At 72.4% G+C, this 19,901-nt stretch carries 16 protein-coding genes; 6 read left to right on the forward strand and 10 right to left on the reverse strand.

The genetic code is table 11. From position 1 onward, the window contains the following. Nucleotides 1-18: 18 nt before the first annotated feature. Nucleotides 19-1,134: an NAD(P)-dependent alcohol dehydrogenase gene (locus tag ACZ2G1_RS13945; RefSeq protein ID WP_336650334.1), complete on the forward strand. Its 1,116-nt coding sequence runs from the start codon at nucleotides 19-21 to the stop codon at nucleotides 1,132-1,134. Between the two features lie 43 nt (nucleotides 1,135-1,177). On the opposite strand, the gene ACZ2G1_RS13950 is transcribed toward ACZ2G1_RS13945, so the two are convergent. Next, a complete protein-coding gene (locus tag ACZ2G1_RS13950) occupies nucleotides 1,178-1,852 on the reverse strand; it encodes an SDR family NAD(P)-dependent oxidoreductase (protein ID WP_336650335.1) in 675 nt (224 codons plus the stop codon). 219 nt (nucleotides 1,853-2,071) lie between these two features. Here ACZ2G1_RS13950 and ACZ2G1_RS13955 point away from each other — a divergent pair, with 219 nt between their 5' ends. Continuing rightward, the gene (locus tag ACZ2G1_RS13955; RefSeq protein ID WP_470377023.1) at nucleotides 2,072-2,944 is read left to right on the forward strand and encodes a hypothetical protein; all 873 of its coding nucleotides are present in this window, start codon (nucleotides 2,072-2,074) and stop codon (nucleotides 2,942-2,944) included. 67 nt (nucleotides 2,945-3,011) lie between these two features. Here ACZ2G1_RS13955 and ACZ2G1_RS13960 read toward each other — a convergent pair whose 3' ends face one another. The 4 genes from ACZ2G1_RS13960 to ACZ2G1_RS13975 form a co-directional block, all read right to left on the reverse strand. Then, nucleotides 3,012-3,857, reverse strand: a complete 846-nt coding sequence (locus tag ACZ2G1_RS13960; RefSeq protein ID WP_017833551.1) for an IclR family transcriptional regulator — start codon at nucleotides 3,855-3,857, stop codon at nucleotides 3,012-3,014. Nucleotides 3,858-3,993: 136 nt separating this feature from the next. Next, the gene (locus tag ACZ2G1_RS13965; RefSeq protein ID WP_470377024.1) at nucleotides 3,994-5,943 is read right to left on the reverse strand and encodes a BCCT family transporter; all 1,950 of its coding nucleotides are present in this window, start codon (nucleotides 5,941-5,943) and stop codon (nucleotides 3,994-3,996) included. Next, nucleotides 5,933-7,132, reverse strand: coding sequence for an aromatic ring-hydroxylating oxygenase subunit alpha (locus ACZ2G1_RS13970; protein WP_035923494.1), 1,200 nt, complete (start codon nucleotides 7,130-7,132; stop codon nucleotides 5,933-5,935). The genes ACZ2G1_RS13965 and ACZ2G1_RS13970 overlap by 11 nt, the downstream gene beginning before the upstream one ends. A gap of 77 nt (nucleotides 7,133-7,209) precedes the next feature. Then, on the reverse strand, nucleotides 7,210-8,400 hold the full coding sequence (locus ACZ2G1_RS13975; protein WP_109221432.1) for an NAD(P)/FAD-dependent oxidoreductase: 1,191 nt from the start codon (nucleotides 8,398-8,400) through the stop codon (nucleotides 7,210-7,212). 351 nt (nucleotides 8,401-8,751) lie between these two features. Between ACZ2G1_RS13975 and ACZ2G1_RS13980 the strand changes: the two genes are divergently transcribed. From ACZ2G1_RS13980 to ACZ2G1_RS13995, 4 genes are all read left to right on the forward strand, one after another. Next, complete coding sequence (locus ACZ2G1_RS13980; RefSeq protein WP_035923488.1) at nucleotides 8,752-9,114, forward strand: bifunctional 3-phenylpropionate/cinnamic acid dioxygenase ferredoxin subunit; 363 nt, start codon at nucleotides 8,752-8,754, stop codon at nucleotides 9,112-9,114. A 48-nt stretch (nucleotides 9,115-9,162) separates the two neighbouring features. Further along, entirely contained in the window at nucleotides 9,163-11,631 is a 2,469-nt protein-coding gene (locus ACZ2G1_RS13985) for a GcvT family protein (protein ID WP_470377025.1), read from the forward strand. 133 nt (nucleotides 11,632-11,764) lie between these two features. Then, a complete protein-coding gene (locus tag ACZ2G1_RS13990; RefSeq protein WP_109221430.1) occupies nucleotides 11,765-12,946 on the forward strand; it encodes an S-(hydroxymethyl)mycothiol dehydrogenase in 1,182 nt (393 codons plus the stop codon). Continuing rightward, nucleotides 12,943-13,623, forward strand: a complete 681-nt coding sequence (locus tag ACZ2G1_RS13995) for an MBL fold metallo-hydrolase (RefSeq protein WP_109221429.1) — start codon at nucleotides 12,943-12,945, stop codon at nucleotides 13,621-13,623. Before ACZ2G1_RS13990 ends, ACZ2G1_RS13995 begins: the two co-directional genes overlap by 4 nt. 112 nt (nucleotides 13,624-13,735) lie before the next feature. Here ACZ2G1_RS13995 and purU read toward each other — a convergent pair whose 3' ends face one another. From purU to ACZ2G1_RS14020, 5 genes are read right to left on the reverse strand one after another with little or no spacing between them, the layout of a single operon-like run. Next, the gene (purU, locus tag ACZ2G1_RS14000; protein ID WP_109221642.1) at nucleotides 13,736-14,623 is read right to left on the reverse strand and encodes a formyltetrahydrofolate deformylase; all 888 of its coding nucleotides are present in this window, start codon (nucleotides 14,621-14,623) and stop codon (nucleotides 13,736-13,738) included. A 7-nt stretch (nucleotides 14,624-14,630) separates the two neighbouring features. Further along, nucleotides 14,631-16,031, reverse strand: a complete 1,401-nt coding sequence (locus ACZ2G1_RS14005; protein ID WP_336650340.1) for an L-serine ammonia-lyase — start codon at nucleotides 16,029-16,031, stop codon at nucleotides 14,631-14,633. Then, on the reverse strand, nucleotides 16,031-16,711 hold the full coding sequence (locus ACZ2G1_RS14010) for a sarcosine oxidase subunit gamma (protein WP_109221427.1): 681 nt from the start codon (nucleotides 16,709-16,711) through the stop codon (nucleotides 16,031-16,033). Before ACZ2G1_RS14010 ends, ACZ2G1_RS14005 begins: the two co-directional genes overlap by 1 nt. After that, on the reverse strand, nucleotides 16,701-19,616 hold the full coding sequence (locus tag ACZ2G1_RS14015; RefSeq protein WP_470377026.1) for a sarcosine oxidase subunit alpha family protein: 2,916 nt from the start codon (nucleotides 19,614-19,616) through the stop codon (nucleotides 16,701-16,703). The genes ACZ2G1_RS14010 and ACZ2G1_RS14015 overlap by 11 nt, the downstream gene beginning before the upstream one ends. Further along, nucleotides 19,613-19,900 carry a sarcosine oxidase subunit delta gene (locus tag ACZ2G1_RS14020; protein WP_017833539.1) on the reverse strand — a complete coding sequence of 96 codons (288 nt, stop codon included), beginning with the start codon at nucleotides 19,898-19,900 and terminating at the stop codon, nucleotides 19,613-19,615. The genes ACZ2G1_RS14015 and ACZ2G1_RS14020 overlap by 4 nt, the downstream gene beginning before the upstream one ends. Nucleotide 19,901: the final 1 nt, after the last annotated feature.

Below are 19,901 nucleotides of genomic sequence, written 5' to 3' on the forward strand. Positions count from 1 at the left end.
AGTGCCGAGGAGGACACCATGAGGATCCGCGCCGCCGTCGTCGAGGGGATCGGGGCCCCGTTCGAGCTGGAGGACGTCGAGCTCGCCGAACCCGGCCGCGGGGAGGTGCTGGTCCGGATCGTCGCGACCGGGGTCTGCCACACCGACGCCATCACCCGTGCGGGCGACATGCCGCTGCCGCTGCCGGGGATCCTGGGCCACGAGGGCGCGGGGATCGTGGAACGGGTCGGCGAGGGCGTCGGCGCCGTCGTGCCCGGCGACCGGGTCGTCATCGGGTGGCCCTCGTGCGGAGCGTGCCGCAACTGCCTGGACGGGCAGCCCCGCTACTGCGCCCGGACCGGGGAGGCTCTCGTCTCGGGCCGCCGCTTCCGGGGCGAGGACGCAGGGACCTCGGCCTACACGCGGGCGGACGGCTCGGAGGTCTCCGGCCACTTCTTCGGCCAGTCGTCCTTCGCCACCCACTCGATCGTCCTCGCCGACGCCCTCGTGAAGGCGCCCGACGACGTGCCGCTCGAGCTGCTCGGACCCCTGGCCTGCGGGCTGGGCACGGGCGCCGGCGCGGTGCTCAACGAGGCCCGCCCGGAGCCGGGCTCGTCCCTGGTGGTCTTCGGCGTCGGGGCCGTGGGACTGGCCGCGATCATGGCCGCCCGCTGCACCGCCGCCACCACGGTCGTCGCCGTGGACCTGCACGACTCCCGGCTCGAGCTGGCCACCCGCTACGGGGCCACCCATGTCATCAACCCCCGGGACACGGACGTGGTCGCGGAGGTCGCCCGGATCACGGGCGGCTCCGCCGACTACGCCTTCGAGTGCACCGGGGTGGTCCCCGTCGTGGAGCAGGCCGCGGACTGCGTGGGCATGCTGGGCACGCTCGTGCTCATCGGCGGCGCGCCCGCCCAGGCGCGCTTCAGCCTCGACCACATGCACGCGCTGTGGGGCAAGCGGATCGTCGGGGTCCTGGGCGGCGGCAGCCGCAGCGGAAAGTTCATCCCCGCCCTGATCGACCTCCACCGGCAGGGGCGGTTCCCGTTCGACGAGCTGGTGCGCTTCTACGAGCTCGACGAGATCGAGCAGGCCCTCGCCGACAGCGGGTCCGGCGACGTGGTCAAGCCCGTCATCCGCATGCCCCGGTGACGCGGCGCCCCCACCGCCGCGGCGGGACCGGCGGGCACACGGTTCAGTCGATCCGCAGCTCGTGGACGCCGCGCTCGAGCCCGCGCTCCACCGCGGCGATGACGTCGTCCACGTTGTGCCCCGGCGGCAGCCGGGGCGGCAGGCCGGTGAGCGCCCGGTCCACGAGCCCGGTGTCCATGTGCGGCAGCCGCGCGTCCATCACCGCGACCCGACGACGGCGCAGCTCCCGCCGCAGCGACCCCAGCCACGAGGCCATGGCCGCCTTGCTGGCGGCGTAGCCGGCCATCCCGGCCAGCGGCAGCTCCGCGACCACCCCGGTGAGGACCGCGACCGCGCCGCCGTCCGCGACGTGGGGCAGGGCCGCCCGGATGACGGCCATGGGGCCGAGGGCGTTGACCTCGAACAGCTCCTCCACGACGGCCTCGTCCTCGTCGGCCGCGGGGCCGAACGCGGCGACCCCGGTGGCGATCACCACGGCGTCGAGCCCGCCGAGCTCCTCGGCCGCGCGGCGCACGACCTCCGCCGCCTCGTCGTGGTCCACGAGGTCGAGGGCGTGGGCCGCGCGAAGGCCGAGCCCGCGCCGCAGCTCCTCCGCGGCGGAGGCGGAGCGGCCGGTCACCACGATGTCGGTGGTGCGCTCGCTCAGCCGTTCGCACAGCCGCCGTCCGAGGACGCCGGTCGCCCCCACCACGAGGATCCTCGCGCCGTTCAGGTCCATGGCCCCACTCCTGTCCCCGGTGCGGCCCCGGAGCGGGCCGTGCCCCGAGCGTACCCAGCCTCTCCGACAGCGCCCAGGAATTTGCGATCCCACAACGATCGCCGGGTGCCCGTCGCCCCCGTTGCCGACCGCGAACCGGGCGGCGTAGCCTGCAGCCCTCGGGGCCGGACCGGGCGGACGCCCGTGGCGCTGGTGCTCCGCGATCGGAGGGCCGTCCCCATGTCACCGACCACGTCACGATCGACCCGGGCGCTGGGCGCGGCCGCCGCGGCACTGCTCCTGCTGGTCTCCTGCGGCGCCCCGTCCGGCGGGGACCCCTCCGCCGAGGGCACGAGCCCGGCCGCGTCGCCGGCCGCCACGGCGGCGGAGTCCCCGGCGGGCCCGGGCACGGGGACCCCTTCGGCGGCCACCGCGAGCCCGACCGCCGACCCGGACAACGGCCCGACCGCGAGCCCGACCGCCGGCCCCGCCGAGGGCTCGGCGGGCACTCCGACCGCGAGCCCCACGGCGGCGCCCGCTCCCGCGGAGCTCGTGACCTACTCCGGCACGGCCGCCGACGCGGCCTTCGCCTTCGAGCTGCCCGCCGCGTGGAGCGTGGACGGGGACTTCTCGGACGTCGGCGGCACGGTGGCGGTGCTCGGGCCGGACGGTGCTCCCGTGGGCCACCTGTCGGTGCTCATCGCCTGGGGCGCCGAGTGCGGCCCCGACTGCTCGATGCCGCCGGTGGCCCACCTCGGGGACGTCCCGGGGAGCGTGCCCCTGTCCAGCAGCGGGGAGTTCGTGGTGCGCTCCGTGGCCATGGACCTGACGTCCTCGCCGGAGCTGCGCAACGCGTACGGCTGGCCGGACGCCGTGCGGCTCGTGACCTCGCTGACCGATGCGGACGCCCCTCCGCCCACCACGATGCTGCCGCACGTCCTGTACGGCCTGGGGCTGGTCGAGACCGGGGTGGTCGCGCCCAACGGCATCACCTACCGGACGGTGATCTTCAGCTCGGTCCACGACTTCCCCACGCTCGAGGCCGCCCGGGAGTACGCCGGATCGGAGCAGCACCGGCAGGTCGAGGCGATGATCGCCTCCTTCCGCGCCTGAGTGCTCGAGAGGCCGTCCCGGGCGCCGTGGACCACGTCGTGCCAGGGGCGAGGCGGCGCGGATGCTGCTACGCGGAGTCGTCGAGGGGGGCGTACCCCATGCGCCGGCTGACCCGCAGGCCGGCCTCCTTGAGGTCCTCGACCAGGTCGGCCATGTGCTGCTCCGTGAACCGGAACGCCGGTCCCGAGACGCTGATCGAGGCGATGACCGTGCCGAGATGGTCCCGCACGGGCACGGCGACGGAGTTCAGCCCGATCTCGAACTCCTCGCACACGGTGGCGTAGCCCCGGGCGACCACGTCGATCAGCTGTCGCTCCAGCTGCTCCCTCGACGTGATCGTGCGCGCGGTGAGGGCCGGCATGCCCTGGTCGCGGAGGACGTGGGCCCTCTCGTCGGACGGCAGCCCCGACAGCAGCACCTTCCCGCTGGCGGTGGCGTGCAGGGGGGTCAGGCTCCCGATCCAGTCGTGGGTCGCGACCGAGGAGGGGCCCATCTCCTGGTCCACGTTGACGGCGTGGCCCTCCCGCAGGACCGCCAGGTTGACCGTCTCGGAGTGGGTCCGGGCCAGGCCGCGGACCTCGTCGCGCGCCTCGGCCACCACGCTCAGCCGGCCGGGGATCGCGTGCGCCAGCCGAAGGATGCCGAACCCGAGCTGATACGGGCTGCCGTCGCTCGGGTGGTGCACCAGGCCCCGGGACTCCAGGGCGCCGAGCAGCCTCGACGCGGTGGACTTGTGCACGCCCAGCTCCGCGGCCACCTCGGTCACTGTGGAACCACCGGTCCGGGCGAGGACCTCGAGCACGGTGATGGCCCGGTCCACCGACTGCACACCCCCCGGGGTGACCCCGTCCGTGCCGGGCTGCTCCTTGGCGGCGTCGGGGGCGGTCGGGGGTCTGGGGCCGGGGGAGGACATGACTCCATGGTAGTCAATCGTCATTGTCGCGCTCCGTCCGCTCCGCCCGCTCCACCCCGGCTCGCCGGGGTGGAGCGGGCGGGGCGCGCGGTAACGTGCCGTGCGGGCCGGGCGCGTCCCGGACCGTCCCGCGGTGTCATGGGCGGGCCGCCTTCTTCTTCCGGACCTGGCCGTTCTCCTGGCCCTTCACCCGGGCGTAGATCGGCTGACCGGCGGCCGTGGCGTCCACGGCCTGGATCTGGCCCGTGGGCGGATCCGTGCTCTCCTGGGTGACCAGGGTGAACTTCTGGTGCCCGTACTCGTCCACGGCGGTGCGGATGGCGCGGCGCACCACGGAGTCGGACAGCCGCTGGCGCAGCCACATCGGGTCCGCGCGCAGGTCGCGGGTCAGGGCGATGCACAGGACGCACATCACGAGGACGAACGGCAGCGCGGCAACGATGGTGAGCCGCTGCAGACCCCCCAGCGCCTCCGCGGGGGTGTCACCGCCGGCCAGGAGCATGACGGCCGCGACCCCGCCCATCAGCACGCCCCAGAAGATCACGACGGGCTTCGACGGCTCGAGACTGCCCCGGGAGCTGAGGGAGCCCATCACGATGGACGCCGAGTCGGCACCGGTGACGAAGAAGATGGCGGTGAGCACCATGGCCATCACCGCCAGGCCGATGGTCAGCGCCTGCGGCGTGCCGAGGCTGTTGAACATGTCGTAGATCGCGCCGTCGAAGGAGATGGTGGGGACGCCGTCGACGACCGTGGCGATCCCGTCGCCGGGGTCGGGGGTCGCGTTCGCCGTCCGCTGGATGTGGATGGCGCTGCCGCCGAAGACGGCGAACCACAGCAGGGACACCAGGGAGGGCACCAGCAGCACGCCGGTGACGAACTGGCGGATGGTGCGACCGCGGCTGATGCGAGCGATGAACATGCCCACGAACGGCGTCCAGGAGATCCACCAGGCCCAGTAGAAGATCGTCCAGCTGGACAGCCACGCGCGCATGTCCTCGCCGCCGGAGGCCTCGGTGCGGGCGGCCATCTCCGGCAGCTGCTGGAGGTAGGAGCCGATCGCGTTGGGGATGAGGTTGAGGATGAACAGGGTGGGCCCCACGACGAAGACGATGAGGGCCATGACCACCGCGAGCACCATGTTGGTGTTGGCCAGGAACTGGATGCCGCGCTCGATGCCCGACACCGCCGAGGCCACGAAGCAGAACGTGAGCACCGCGATGATCAGCACGAGCATCGGGGTGGCCACCTCGCCCACCACGCCGTTGAACTGCAGGCCGCTGCCGATCTGGAGGGCGCCCAGCCCGAGCGAGGCCGCGGAGCCGAAGAGCGTGGCGAAGATGGCCAGGATGTTGATGATCTTGCCGCCGGCGCCGTCGACCGCCCGCCGCCCGAAGAGGGACACGAACGCCTCGGAGAGCAGGTTCTTGCGGCCCAGCCGGAAGGTGCCGTAGGCGATGGCGATGCCGAGCACCGCGTACATGGCCCAGGGGTGCAGCGTCCAGTGGAACAGCGACGTGGCCATGGCCGTCTCGACGGCTTCGGCCGTGCCGGCGTCGACCGTGGCCGGCGGCGGGGAGATGTAGTAGTAGAGGGGCTCGGCGACGCCGTAGAACATCAGGCCGATGCCCATGCCGCAGGCGAACATCATGGAGATCCACGAGACGGTCCTGAACTCGGGCCGTTCGCCGTCCTTGCCCAGCGGGATGTTGCCGAACCGGCCCAGGGCCAGCCACAGGACGTAGGCGACGAACAGGGAGGACAGCAGCACGAAGATCCACCCGGTGTTCTCCAGGACCCACCCGAGCGCCGCGGTCGAGACGGTGGACAGGTTCTCCGTGCCGACGAAGCCCCAGACCACGAAGGCGACGACCAGGGCGCCGGTCACACCGAAGATCACCTTGTCCAGGCCCCGGGGCTCTCCCTGGAGCGCGCTGCGCCGTTCCTGGACCCCCTCCCTGAGCTCGCCGAGGATCTGGGTCTCCTCGGCCTCCGCCTCGTGGAGGTGCGTCGTGTCGTCGACGGGACAGGCCGGCGGGGCCTCCGCGTCCGACGACGGAACCAGTGGTGGATTCTCAGTGCTCATCGTGATCCCCTCCCGGGAACAGGTGCTGCGGCCCGGTCCCGGAGGACCGGGGTGGCGCCGTCCCGACGACGTCGCCGACCTTGTCGGTGATCCAGTCGTGGAAGGCGCCGATGTGGTGCTCGGAGGGGACGAGGACCCCGCCCTTGGCGTAGATCTTGGAGTTCATGGCGGGCTGGCAGCGTTCGCAGGCGTCGAAGTCCTGCTGGTTGACGCGGTGGAAGAGCTCCACGGAGGTGGAGACGTCCTTGCCGGAGTCCACGACCGAGGGGAGGTAGAGCCAGTCGCACTCCACGACGGTGTGGTCCGGAGCCAGCGGGAACATGCGGTGGATGATGACGTGGTCGGGGACGAGGTTGACGAACACGGTGGGCTTGACGGTGATGGCGTAGTAGCGGCGGTCGTGGTCGTCGTCGACGCCGGGGAGCTTGTCGAGGCCCTCGGAGCCGTCGATGGTGAAGCCGCGCACGTCGTCGCCGAACTCGGCGCCGTGTCCGACGAAGTACTGGGCGGCGAGGCCGTCGGCGAACTCGGGCAGCACCTCCGTGAGCTCGGGGTGGATGGTGGCGCAGTGGTAGCACTCCATGAAGTTCTCGATGATGAGCTTCCAGTTGGCCTTCACGTCGTAGGTGATCCGCCGGCCCAGGGAGAGATTGGCGATGTCGTAGCCCTCGATGGCCTGGGTGTCCCCGAGGCGCTCCTGGATGTCGCCCATGACGTCCTCCTCGAAGGACGGAGGGGTCTCGGCCAGGCAGACCCAGACGTAGCCGAGGTACTCGCGGACCGGGATGGTGACCAGGCCGTACTCCTGGCGGTCGATGTCGGGCATCTTGGTGAGGTTGGGGGCGGCGATGAGCTTGCCGTCGAAGTCGTAGGTCCAGGCGTGGTACGGGCACTGGAAGGAGCGCGCGGCTTCGCCGGCGTCCTCCATGCACAGCTTCACCCCGCGGTGGCGGCAGATGTTGTAGAACGCCCGGATGCCGTGCTTCCGGTTGCGGGTGATGATGATGGACTCCCGCCCGACCTGGACGGTGCGGAAGGCTCCGGGCTTGTCCAGGTCGGCGGCGCGCACGGCGCAGAACCACATCTGCTCGAAGATGCGCTCCTGCTCGGCGCGGAAGACTGCCTCGTCCACGTAGGTGGAGCCGGGCAGGGTGGAGATCAGGGACTCCGAGACAACGTTGATCGACAACACGAACTCCTGGGTTCGGACAGTGCGCAGAGCGCGGGGTGGGAGAGGGAGGAGGAGTGGCAGGGCTGCGTGGGCGGTCAGGCCGCGAGCGACTGGACCGCGGCGACGGCGAGCTTCTCGAGGGTCTTGCGCCAGCGGCAGAAGAGCCTCGTCTGGTTCCAGGCGAGCACGGCGACCGGCTCGTCCCCGGCGTAGTAGACGGCGAGCAGGGAGTCCTGGCCCGGGCCGCCGTGTTCGTAGGCCACGCGGTCGGCGCGAGAGGCGTCGCCGGCGAACTGCAGGCGGGTGCCGTACTGGTCGGACCAGAAGTACGGGGGCTTGACGGCGGGCAGCCCGGCCGGGTCGGCGCCCAGCAGGGCGCCCACGGCCACCGCCGGGCGCTCGGCGGCCCCGGTCCAGTGCTCCACCCGGTGGTGGCGGCCGGTGCCCGGCTCCCACCACGCGGCGCAGTCGCCCACGGCGACGACCCCGGGGATGCTGGTGGCCCCGACGGCGTCGCACAGCACGCCGTTGCCCAGCTCGATCCCGGAGCCCTCCAGCCAGGCGGTGTTCGGCGCCGCGCCGATGCCCACGACCACCACGTCGGCGGGCAGCACCCGGCCGCCGGCCAGGCGCACCGCACTGACCGACCCGCCGGTGAACTCGAAGTCCTCGATGTCGACGCCGCAGATCAGCTCCACGCCGGCGCGTTCGTGCAGCCCGGCGACCACCCCGCCCAGCTCGGTGCCCAGCGGGCCGCACAGGGGGGTGGGGGACTTCTCCAGCACCGTGACGTCCAGACCGAGGGCGTGGGCGGTGGAGGCGACCTCCGCGCCGATGAAGCCGGCGCCCACGACCACGAGCCGCCGCCCGGCAGACAGCAGTCCGCGGAGCCTCTGCGCGTCGGCGACGGTGCGCAGGCTCACCACGTTCGCGCTCCCGGCGAGCTGCGGCAGCGACCGGGGCGAGGCCCCGGTGGCGATCACCAGGCCGTCGGCGCGCACCGACCGCCCGTCCTCCAGGTGCACCAGGCGGGTGGTCGCGTCGAAGGACACCGCCCGGGTCCCGAGGATCCACTCGGCCTCCAGGGCCTCGTCGTCGGTCTCCAGGGCCAGGTCCTCGAGCTCGATCCGGCCGGCGAGGAAGTCCTTGGACAGCGGTGGGCGGTCGTAGGGGCGCTGGGGATCATCACCGATGATCACCAGTCGTCCGGCGAACCCGAGGTTCCGGGCGGCCCGGGCGGCGGACAGGCCCGCCAGCGACGCTCCGACAATGACGAGGGACTCCATGAGGGACCCCTTTCAGATCTTCGTCCTGAATGACCCGGAGCAACGGCGGGGAGGTCCGAGGTCCGGACGTCCTGTGCGCTTCGTGCAACAGGGCTCACAATGTGAGAATCAGCGTGAACCTCGTCACCGGCCCCGTCAAGGGGTCCGGCGAATTCGACCCGGCGAATTTACATTGCGTCCCCGTGCGGCCCGGCGCGGGTTCCGGGTGGGCCCCGGCTCTTGACAGGGTTCGGTGGAAGTCCTCACGATGTTGCACATTGCAACACTTGTTGCTCATCGTGAGGCAGTGCGGTCGAGGTGGCAACGCTCGGCACAGCAGGCCCGAGCCACCTCAGGAAAGGATCCGCTCCGATGCACCAGGCCTGCCCCCTCAAGGACCTCGCCCCCGGTGACGCCCTGCGCCTCGACACCGTCCCGCCCATCGCCGTCTTCCACACGGAGGAGGGCGAGCTGTTCGCCATCGACGACACCTGCACCCACCAGGACGCCTCGCTCGCCGACGGCTGGGTGGAGGGGTGCGAGGTGGAGTGCCCGCTGCACGCGTCCAAGTTCGACCTGCGCACCGGCGCGGTGGACGCCCCTCCGGCCAAGCTGCCGGTGCGGGCCCACGAGGTGAGCGTCGTGGACGGCATCATCATGGTCGAGGAGTCGTCCGAGGCACCGAACCTGCCGCCCGGTCTCACCGTCAACGGCCACGAGTCCCGGCCGAGCTGAACCCGGCCGAGCCCCCGCACGACATCCGCAGGTCAGGAGAACCGCCCCATGAGCACCACCCCTCGCGTCGTCATCATCGGCGCCGGCATCGTCGGCACGAACCTCGCCGACGAGCTCGTCCAGCGCGGCTGGACGGACGTCACCGTCCTCGAGCAGGGTCCGCTGCCCCTTCCCGGGGGCTCGACGTCCCACGCGCCCGGACTCGTCTACCAGACGAACCCGTCACGGACGATGACCCACTTCGCGCGGTACACCGTGGAGAAGCTCGTGTCCCTGGGCTGCTTCAACCAGGTCGGCGGTCTCGAGGTGGCCACCACCCCGCAGCGGCTGGAGGAGCTCCGGCGCAAGGTGGGCTACGCGGCCTCCTGGGGGATCGAGGGCCGGCTGCTCACCCCCGAGGAGGTGCTGGCGCAGCATCCCCTCGTCAATCCCGAGATGGTCCTGGGCGGCTACCACGTGCCGACGGACGGGCTCGCCCTGGCGGCCAAGGCGGTGCAGGTGCTCATCGACCGCACCGCCCGCGCCGGCGTGACCTACTGCGCGGAGACGACCGTCACCGGCATCGAGCGGGCCAACGGCCGCGTGACCGGCGTGACCACGTCCGACGGAACCGTGCCGGCGGACATCGTCGTCTCCTGCGCAGGATTCTGGGGGCCCGCGATCGGCGAGATGGCCGGCATGCCGTGCCCCCTCCAGCCGCTGGCCCACCAGTACGTCTTCACCTCCGCGGTCCCGGAGCTGGTCGGCAAGCACGACGCCCCGAACGGCGCGACCCTGCCGATCCTCCGGCACCAGGACGCGGACCTCTACTACCGGGAGTGGGGGGACCGGATCGGCATCGGCTCCTACGCCCACCGCCCGATCCCGGTGGATCTGACCGACCTGCCGCAGTACGCGCCCCGCGACATCGCCCACGACCGGATGCCCTCCCGCCTGGACTTCACGCCCGAGGACTTCGCCGAGCAGTGGGCCGAGAGCCGGCGCTTCCTCCCGAGCCTGCGCGGCAGCGAGGTGGCCGAGGGCTTCAACGGGATCTTCTCCTTCACCCCGGACGGGGGCCCGCTCATCGGCGAGTCCCCGGACCTCGCCGGCTTCTGGGTGGCGGAGGCCGTGTGGGTCACCCACTCCTCGGGCGTGGCCAAGGCCGTGGCCGAGCTGCTGGTGGACGGCACCTCGGAGACGGACCTGCACGGCTGCGAGGCCACCCGGTTCGACGACGTGCAGCTCTCCCCGGAGTACGTCGAGGAGACGGGCAAGCAGAACTTCGTGGAGATCTACGACGTCCTCCACCCCCTCCAGCCCCGGGAGTCGCCGCGCAACCTGCGGGTCAGCCCCTTCTATCCCCGGGAGCTGGAGCTCGGCGCGTTCTTCCTGGAGAGCCACGGGTGGGAGCGCCCGCACTGGTACGAGTCCAACGCCGCGCTCCTGGAGCAGCTGCCCGAGGAGTGGCGCGAGCCGGAGCGCGAGCCGTGGGCGGCCCGGTTCCACTCGCCGATCGCGGCGGTCGAGGCCTGGAAGACCCGCACCGCCGTGGCGATGTACGACATGACCCCGCTCAAGCGCGTGACCGTCGAAGGTCCCGGGGCCGCCGCTCTGCTGCAGCGGCTCACCACCGGCAACGTCCTGCGCAAGCCGGGCGCCGTGACGTACTGCCTCCTGCTGGACGAGAAGGCCGGGATCCGCAGCGACATCACCGTGGCCCGGCTCGGCGAGAACCTGTTCCAGGCCGGCATCAACAGCAGCGTGGACGTGGCGTACCTGTCCGCCGAGGCCACCCGGCAGAGCGCCGCGGACCCCACGGCCTGGGCCCTGGTCCGGGACACCACCGCCGAGACCTGCTGCATCGGGCTGTGGGGGCCGAAGGCCCGGAAGGTCATGGCGAAGGTCTCCCGCGACGACCTGTCCAACGACGGCCTGAAGTACTTCCGCACCAAGCAGATCCGGGTGGGCGGCCTGCGGGTCACCGCGATGCGCCTCTCCTACGTGGGCGAGCTCGGTTGGGAGCTGTACACCACCGCGGACCAGGGACTGCGGCTGTGGGACCTGCTGCACGAGGCGGGCCAGGAGTTCGGCATCGTCCCCGCGGGGCGCGCCGCCTTCAACAGCCTGCGCGTGGAGAAGGGCTACCGGTCCTGGGGCACCGACATGACCACGGAGCACACCGCCCTGGAGGCGGGACTGGACTTCGCCGTCAAGAAGGACAAGGGCGAGTTCGTGGGGTCGGCGGCCGTGGCCTCCGACGGCCAGGTGCGGCGCCGGCTGCGCTGCCTGACGGTCGACGACGGCCGCTCCGTGGTGATGGGCAAGGAGCCCGTGTACGTGGACGGCGCCGCCGCCGGCTACGTCACCAGCGCCGTCTTCGGCCACACCGTGGGCCGCCCGGTCGCCTATGCCTGGCTCCCGCCGGAGCTCTCCGAGGGGGACGGCGTCGAGATCGAGTACCTCGGCGAGCGCGTCCCCGCCACGGTCAGCGCCGAGCCGCTCGTGGACCCCGGCATGGAGCGCATCCGCGGCTGAGGCCCCTGCCGTCGCGGCCGGGGCGTGCGCCGCTCCGGCCGCGGCTCTTCGTCCCGACCTCGGGACTTCCCAGTACGACTTCTGCGATCGAGCACCGTTACCGGTGCCGACGACGACGAAAGGCAGTTCCAGCATGCACAAGGTCAAGGGCGTGGTGTCCAAGGGCAAGAACCAGCCCGTGAGTGTGGAGACCATCCTGGTCCCGGACCCGGGGCCGGGCGAGGCACTGGTGGACGTGCTCACCTGCGGGGTGTGCCAGACCGACCACCACTACGTCGAGGGCGGGGTGGGCGACGACTACCCGTTCCTGCTGGGCCACGAGTCCTCGGGCGTGGTGTCGGCGATCGGGGAAGGGGTCACCGAGGTCGCCGTGGGCGACCACGTGATCCTGAACTGGCGGGCGGTGTGCGGGCAGTGCCGGGCCTGCCGCAGGGGCGAGCCCTGGTACTGCTTCGCCACCCACAACGCCACCCAGAGGATGACGCTCGAGGACGGCACCCCGCTGACCCCGGCCCTGGGCATCGGGTCGTTCGCCGAGAAGACCCTCGTCGCCGCCGGACAGTGCACCAGGATCGAGGCCGACCTCGAACCGCACCAGTACGCGGCCGTCGGGCTGCTCGGGTGCGGGGTGATGGCCGGCATCGGCGCGGTGCTCAACACCGGCGCCGTGAAGCGCGGGGAGTCCGTGGCCGTGATCGGCTGCGGTGGGGTCGGGGCGGCCGCGGTCGCCGGTGCCGCCCTGGCCGGGGCCACCACGATCGTGGCCGTGGACCTCGACGACGAGAAGCTGGCCACCGCGGAGCATTTCGGCGCCACTCACGTGGTCAACTCGAAGGAGCAGGACCCCGTGGCGGCGATCCGGGCGCTCACGGGCGGCAACGGCGCCGACCTGGTGATCGACGCCGTGGGCATCGCCCCCACCTTCAAGCAGGCGTTCGAGGCCCGTGACCTGGCCGGCCGGATGGTGCTGGTCGGGGTGCCCGCCCCCGGCACCACGTGGGAGATCCCGCTGGACGAGGTCTTCGGCCGCGGCGGGTCCATCAAGTCCGCCTGGTACGGCGACACCCTGCCGAACCGGGACTTCCCGATGCTGGTGGACCAGTACCGGCTCGGCCGGCTGGACCTCGACGGGTTCGTCACCGAGCGCATCGGCCTGGACGACGTCGAGGAGGCCTTCGCGAAGATGAAGGCCGGCACCGTCCTGCGCTCCGTCGTGGAGCTGGACCGCTCCGCGACCGGTGCGGAGGAGCGTGACGCCGAGCAGACGGGCGACGCTCAGCCCGGCGTGGCCGCCCCGGCCGGAGCGGCCCGATGACCGCGCGGCAGGATGTGGGGCAGCGCACGGACGCCACGGGCCGGGTCCGGGTGGAGCACCTGGTGACCTCGGGGACGTTCTCCCTGGACGGGGGCACCTGGGAGGTCGAGAACAACGTGTGGATCGTGGGCGACGACGAGCAGTGCGCGGTCATCGACCCGGCCCACGCCCCGCAGCAGGTCGTGGACGCCGTCGGCGGCCGGGCAGTGGCGGCCATCCTGCTCACCCACGGCCACGACGACCACATCCGCGCCGTCGTCGAGGTCGCCGAGCAGCTGCGGGCACCGGTGCACCTGCACCCGGACGACACGATGCTCTGGGAGCAGGTCCACCCCGCCCGCCGCTTCGACCGCATCATCCGCGACGGTGACGTCTACTCGGTGGGCGGGGTGCGCCTCACCGCGCTGCACACCCCGGGCCACTCGCCGGGCTCGGTGTGCTTCTGGGCACCGGACCTGGGCGAGGGCGGAGTGCTGTTCTCCGGGGACACCCTCTTCCAGGGCGGTCCCGGCGCCACCGGCCGGTCCTGGTCGGACTTCCCCACGATCGTCGACTCCATCCGCGAGCGGCTGCTCACCCTGCCGGGGACCACGGAGGTGCTCACCGGCCACGGGGACACCACCACGATCGGCGCGGAGGCCCCCCACCTGCAGGAGTGGATCGACCGCGGCCACTGAGCCGGCAGGAGGCCGGCCCGGGTGACGTTCCGGAGCACGCACGACGTCCCGGAGCACCCACGACGGAGCGCCGCCCCCGGGATCCCCGGGGGCGGCGCTCCGTCGTGCGTGCTCAGCGCAGGACGACCGTGCGGTTGCCGTGCAGGATGACCCGGCCCTCGCAGTGCCACTTCACGGCGTTGGACAGGGCCTTGCACTCGGTGTCCCGCCCCGCGGCCACGAGGTCCTCCGGGCCGTAGGTGTGGTCCACGTCCACGAGCTGCTGCGCGATGATCGGGCCCTCGTCCAGCTCGGCGTTGACGTAGTGCGCTGTGGCGCCCACGGTCTTCACCCCGCGCTCGTAGGCCTGGTGGTACGGCTTGGCGCCCTTGAAGGACGGCAGGAACGAGTGGTGGATGTTGATCACCCGTCCCTCCATCCGGGTGGCCAGCGAGTCGCTGAGCACCTGCATGTAGCGGGCCAGGACCACGAGGTCCACCTCGAAGCGGTCCACGAGCTCCAGCAGCCGGGCCTCGGCCTCGGGCTTGGTGTCCCGGGTGACGGGCACGTGGAAGAACGGGATGCCGTGCCACTCGACGAGGCGCTGGTGGTCGCGGTGGTTGGAGACCACCGCGACGATGTCCACGGGCAGGTCCCCGGTCCGGGCGCGGAAGAGCAGGTCGTTGAGGCAGTGGCCGAACTTGGAGACCATCACCAGCACCCGCCGCTTCGCCCCGTGCTCGCTGAGCTCCCAGCGCATGTCGAAGCGCTCGGCCACCGGGGCCAGGTCCGCGCGGAGGGCCTCGGGGTCGAGGCCCTCCTCCGTGGCCGAGGCGACGTGCACGCGCATGAAGAAGTGGCCGAGCCTCCGGTCGTCGAACTGGGTGAGCTCGACGATGTTGCACCCCTGGGCCAGGAGCACCCCGCTGACGGCGTGCACGATCCCCGGTTTCTCCGGGCAGTCGAGGGTCAGCACCAGCTCCGTCGCGGGAGGGGCTGCGGACGCGGCCTGCGGCTGCAGGAGCTGCTCAGCATTCGATGACGTTGACGGCCAGTCCACCACGGGAGGTCTCCTTGTACTTGATCTTCATGTCGTTGCCGGTCTCGCGCATGGTCTTGATGACCTGGTCGAGCGAGACCTTGTGCTCGCCGTCGCCGTGCAGGGACAGGCGCGCGGCGTTGACGGCCTTGGTGGCCCCGATGGCGTTGCGCTCGATGCACGGGATCTGCACGAGCCCGCCCACCGGGTCGCAGGTCAGCCCGAGGTTGTGCTCCATGCCGACCTCGGCGGCGTTCTCGACCTGCTCCGGGGTGCCGCCGAGCACCGCGCACAGGCCGGCGGCGGCCATGGAGCAGGCCGAGCCCACCTCGCCCTGGCAGCCCATCTCCGCGCCGGAGATGGAGGCGTTCTCCTTGATGAGGATGCCGACGGCGGCCGCGGTGAGCAGGAACTCCACCACCCCGTCCTCGTCCGCCCCGGCGAGGAAGCGGGTGTAGTAGTGCAGCACCGCGGGGATGATGCCCGCCGCGCCGTTGGTCGGGGCGGTCACGATCCGCCCGCCGGAGGCGTTCTCCTCGTTGACGGCCAGGGCGTAGAGGTTGATCCACTCCATGGCGTGCAGGGCGTCGGAGACCGGTCCGCCCGTGGCCGTCGCGGCGGCCTCGGCCTCCCGCAGCCGGGCCCGCAGGCCCGGGGCCCGGCGGCGGACCTTCAGCCCGCCGGGCAGCGTGGCCTCCGTGCGGGTGCACCCGTTCTCCACGCACTGCTGCATCACGGACCAGATGTGCAGCAGCGCCGCCCGGGTGTCCTCCGCCGGACGCCAGGAGAGCTCGTTGGCGGCCATCACCTCGGCGATGCTCATGCCCTCGCGGCGGCAGACCTCGAGCAGCTGGTCACCCGAGGTGAACGGGTACGGCACCTCGGTGGTGTCCTGGACGACGCGGTCCGCCCCGGATGCGTCACCGTCCACCACGAACCCGCCGCCCACCGAGTAGTAGGTCCGCTCCCGCACCGGCTCGCCGTCCGCCCCGTACGCGAGGAACGTCATGCCGTTGGGGTGCGCGGGCAGCGACCTGCGCCGGTGCATGACGACGTCCTCGGCGCGGTCGAAGGGAACCGGGTGGGTCCCCGCCAGGCACAGCTGCCGGCGCTCCGTGCTCGTGCGCACCCAGGCGTCGGCGGTGTCGGTGTCCACGGTCTCCGGGTCCGCGCCCTGCAGGCCCAGGATCACGGCCTTGTCCGAACCGTGACCGTGCCCGGTTGCGCCCAGGGAGCCGAACAGCTCGGCCCGGACCCCGGCGACCTCCTCGAGGAGGCCGTCGCCGGCCAGCCCCTCCGCGAACAGCCGGGCGGCCCGCATGGGGCCCACCGTGTGGGACGAGGAGGGGCCGATGCCGACGGAGAACAGGTCCAGGACGGACAGGGCCATCAGGGCACCTCGGGAGAGGCGAACTCCGTCATGCCGTCCAGCAGCCACCGGGCGGTGTACTCGGCGAAGGAGGCCCGCGGCATGATCCGCCACGTCAGCTCCTCCGTGCGCCACAGCAGCACCTGCACCGGGCCCAGGGTCGTGGCCACGGCGGTGCCGACCGCGAAGGCCCGCGGGTGCAGGTCCAGATGGCAGCTCTTCTCGAGCACGGCGCGGGCCGACGGGCCGGACAGCTCGAGGGTGGTGCGGTTGGCGGACAGGTCCACGGCCTGCCCGGGCTCGGTGCCCAGGGCCCGGGCCAGCCCGGCGGCGGTGCCGGCGTCGTCGGTGCCCGCCGCCCGGAGGTCGCTCCCCGCGGGGCCGATCTCCGCGGGCCCTGCTCCCTCGGGGCCGACGAGCAGGAACTCGTCGGGCCCGATCCACAGGATCGCCGTGGTTCCGGCGGTGCCGGTGACCCGGCCGTGGCCGGTCGGCAGGGGCATCCCTGCCGCGGCGGCGACCGCCTCGGCGGCCGGAGTGCCGGGCGCCACCCGGATCCCGACCATGGTCAGGAAGGGGATCTCGCGCAGGGCCACGCCGCGCTCACCGGCCACGGTGGCCGCCCGGATCGTCTCGTCCAGGTGGGCCAGCGGGCTGCGGCGCAGCCGGGTGGCGTCCGTCAGTACTTGTTCAGCCGTCACGGCGGGCTCCTTCGGGGTCGTAGAGGACGGGTTCTGCGATGACGACGTCCACGAGCCGGCCGTCGAGCGGGGCCTGGAGCGTCTCACCGATGCGGTTGCGGCCGTTCTCGACCAGGGCGAGCCCGAAGGTCCGGTCCAGGGCGGCGCTGCGGTAGCTGGAGGTGACGTGACCGACCATCGGCACGGGGGCGACCTCCGGCGTGATCGGCGTGCCGTGCTCGACCAGCTGGGCGCCCTCCGGCAGCCGGAACGTGCGGTCCACCGGCAGGACTGCGACCAGCTGCTTGCGGTCGGGGCTCGTGGCGGACGGGCGGTCGTAGGAGCGCCTGCCGATGAAGTCCTTGGTCTTGGACACCACCCAGTCCATCCCCAGGTCCTGCGGGGTGACGGTGCCGTCGGTGTCCTGGCCCACGATGGGGAAGGCCTTCTCCGCGCGCAACACGTGCATGGTCTCGGTGCCGTAGGGCGTGATGCCGAACTCGGCGCCGGCCTCCGCCACGGACTCCCAGACCGACAGGCCGTACCAGGAGGAGACGTTGATCTCGAAGGCGAGCTCTCCGGAGAACGAGATCCGGCAGATCCGTGCGGGCACCCCGGAGGCCAGGACGGTCTCGCGGAAGGCCATGAACGGGAACGCCTCGTTGGACAGGTCCAGCTCGGGGGCGAGCTTCTCGACGACGGCCCGGGACTTCGGGCCGACGACGGCGACGGTGGTGTACTGCTCCGTCACCGAGGTGAAGGTGACGTCGAGCTCCGGCCACTCGGTCTGGGACCACTCCTCGAGCCAGTCCAGGACCTTGGCCGCGCCACCCGTGGTGGTGGTCATGAAGTACCGGTCCTCGTCCAGGCGCAGGGTCACGCCGTCGTCGAAGACCATCCCGTCGGGGGTGCACATGACCCCGTACCGGCCCATGCCGGGCTTGAGCTTCTTGAAGGCGTTGGTGTAGACGCGGTTGAGGAACTCCCCGGCGTCCTTGCCCCGGATCTCGATCTTGCCCAGGGTGGTGGCGTCCATGAACCCCACGGACTCGCGCACGGCCGCGCACTCGCGCAGCACCGCCGTGTCCATGTCCTCTCCGGCCTGCGGGTAGTACCAGGGCCGCTTCCACTGACCGACGTCCTCGAAGAGGGCCCCGTGGGCCACGTGCCAGGGGTGGACCGAGGTCAGCCGCGCCGGGTCGAACAGGTGGCCGAGCCGCCGTCCGGCCAGGGCCGTGAAGGCCACCGGGGTGTAGGGGGCGCGGTAGGTGGTGGTGCCGATCCCGCCGACGTCGGTGCTGTTCAGCGCCGCGGCGATGACGCCGATGGCGTTGACCCCGGACGTCTTGCCCTGGTCGTTGGCGGTGGAGATGGAGGTGTAGCGCTTGACGTGCTCCACGGACCGCATGCCGGCGCCGGTGGAGCGCAGCACATCGGCCACGGTCTGGTCGCGCTGGAAGTCCACGAAGTGGCGGGTCCAGTCGTCGGACGCGCCCTCGGGCCCCGGCACCAGCCACAGCGGGCGGACGGGCGAGGACTCGACGCTCTCCGCGTGCGGGGTCTCGGGCTGGGTCTCGAAGCCGGCCCGGCCGGCGGCCTCGGCCCCGGCGAGGGCACCCTCGGTGAGGCACCACGCCAGGTCGGTGGTGCCGTTGACCGAGCCCGCGGTGTGCTGGTCCCGCACCGGGGCGCCCGGCACGAACGCCGCGAGGCGCTCGTCCCAGGTCAGCTTCCCCTGCCGCTGGCTGTGCAGGTGGACCACCGGGGTCCACCCGCCCGAGACGGCGAGCAGATCCGTGTCCACGGTCGTGGTGGGACCGGCAGGGGTGCCTGCCCCGTCGAGACCGCTGATCGTCACGGCGCTGATCCGCCCGTGCTCGCCGCCGCCGGCGGTGTCCACCACGGCGCTGCCGGTGAACAGGCGCACCCCGGTGCTCGAGGCGATGTCGGCGGCCCGGCCGTGGAGCTCCGGGCGGGAGTCGACCACGGCCGCGACGCGGACCCCGGCGGCGGCGAGATCGGCCACGAGGTCGTAGGCGGAGTCGTTCGTGGTGGCCACGACCACCGACGTGCCGGCGGCGACGGCATAGCGGTTGAGGTAGGTGCGCACCGACCCGGCGAGCATGACGCCGGGGCGGTCGTTGTTGGCGAAGACGACCGGCCGCTCGTGGGCGCCGGTGGCGAGCACGATCTGCTGCGCCCGCACGTGCCAGATCCGCTCCCGGGACACGCCGGGACCCGGGGCCTCGGCGAGGTGGCCGGTGCGCCGCTGGACGGCGACGACGTAGTTGGCGTCGTAGTTGCCGAACGCCGTGGTGCGGTGCAGGACCGTGACCTCGGGCTCGGCCTCGAGCGCGGCGAGGGTGCGGGCGACCCAGTCGCGGGCGGGCAGGCCGTCGACGACGTCGTCGCGGCCCGACAGCAGGGAGCCTCCGGCCTCCGGCTGCTCGTCCATGAGGATGACCCGGGCCCCTGACTTCGCGGCCTCGCGGGCCGCGGCCAGACCGGCGGGTCCGGCGCCGACGACGAGGACGTCGGTGTGCACGTGCTTGTGGTCGTAGACGGCCTCGTCCTTGCGGGGGTCGAGCTGTCCGAGCCCGCGCAGGTAGGACGCCTGCAGCCCGTCGGTCAGCTCGACGGTGGTGGCCGGGAGCATGGACTCGTCGACATCGGCGCCGGTTCGCGCGGCGACCTTGACCAGCGCGTTGGGCTCCTCCACGCCGGCGGACATGATCCCGCGCGGACGGCCCAGGTACATCGAGTCGCCGCAGTGGATGCGTCCCGCGGCGAGCAGGGCCGAGGCCAGGGTGTCGCCGGCGTATCCGGCGTGCTCCTGCCCGTCGACGGTGAAGTGCACCGGCGTGGTGCGGTCGATGCTGCCGGGCGCGCTCTGCTGCGCCGGCAGGCGGTGGGTCTGAGCGCTCACTTGACGCCTCCGATCTCGGGCTTGGGCTCGTCGATCCTGTATACGGCCTTGATGTCATAGGTCACGGTGTCGCGGACGACGTTGAACCAGCGGCGACAGCCGACGGCGTGCGCCCACCGTTCCGCGATCAGGCCCTTGGGGTTGTTGCGGTAGAAGAGGTACTCCGCCCACTCCTTGTCGGAGAGCCGGCTGGGGTCCTCGGGGTAGGGCACGTGGGCCTCCCCGCCGTACTGGTACTCGGTCTCGTCGCGCGGCCCGCAGTTGGGGCACTCGATCAGCAGCATG

The sequence above is a fragment of the Kocuria sp. KKT182 genome, assembly GCF_055635395.1.

Coding starts and splice junctions, on each gene's coding strand:
- ACZ2G1_RS13975 (WP_109221432.1), bottom strand. CDS start 8,400: ATGGAGTCCCTCGTCATTGTCGGAGCGTCGCTGGCGGGCCTGTCCGCC.
- ACZ2G1_RS13980 (WP_035923488.1), top strand. CDS start 8,752: ATGCACCAGGCCTGCCCCCTCAAGGACCTCGCCCCCGGTGACGCCCTG.
- ACZ2G1_RS13950 (WP_336650335.1), bottom strand. CDS start 1,852: ATGGACCTGAACGGCGCGAGGATCCTCGTGGTGGGGGCGACCGGCGTC.
- ACZ2G1_RS14020 (WP_017833539.1), bottom strand. CDS start 19,900: ATGCTGCTGATCGAGTGCCCCAACTGCGGGCCGCGCGACGAGACCGAG.
- ACZ2G1_RS13990 (WP_109221430.1), top strand. CDS start 11,765: ATGCACAAGGTCAAGGGCGTGGTGTCCAAGGGCAAGAACCAGCCCGTG.
- ACZ2G1_RS14005 (WP_336650340.1), bottom strand. CDS start 16,031: ATGGCCCTGTCCGTCCTGGACCTGTTCTCCGTCGGCATCGGCCCCTCC.
- ACZ2G1_RS13960 (WP_017833551.1), bottom strand. CDS start 3,857: ATGTCCTCCCCCGGCCCCAGACCCCCGACCGCCCCCGACGCCGCCAAG.
- ACZ2G1_RS13965 (WP_470377024.1), bottom strand. CDS start 5,943: ATGAGCACTGAGAATCCACCACTGGTTCCGTCGTCGGACGCGGAGGCC.
- ACZ2G1_RS13955 (WP_470377023.1), top strand. CDS start 2,072: ATGTCACCGACCACGTCACGATCGACCCGGGCGCTGGGCGCGGCCGCC.
- ACZ2G1_RS13995 (WP_109221429.1), top strand. CDS start 12,943: ATGACCGCGCGGCAGGATGTGGGGCAGCGCACGGACGCCACGGGCCGG.
- ACZ2G1_RS13945 (WP_336650334.1), top strand. CDS start 19: ATGAGGATCCGCGCCGCCGTCGTCGAGGGGATCGGGGCCCCGTTCGAG.
- ACZ2G1_RS13985 (WP_470377025.1), top strand. CDS start 9,163: ATGAGCACCACCCCTCGCGTCGTCATCATCGGCGCCGGCATCGTCGGC.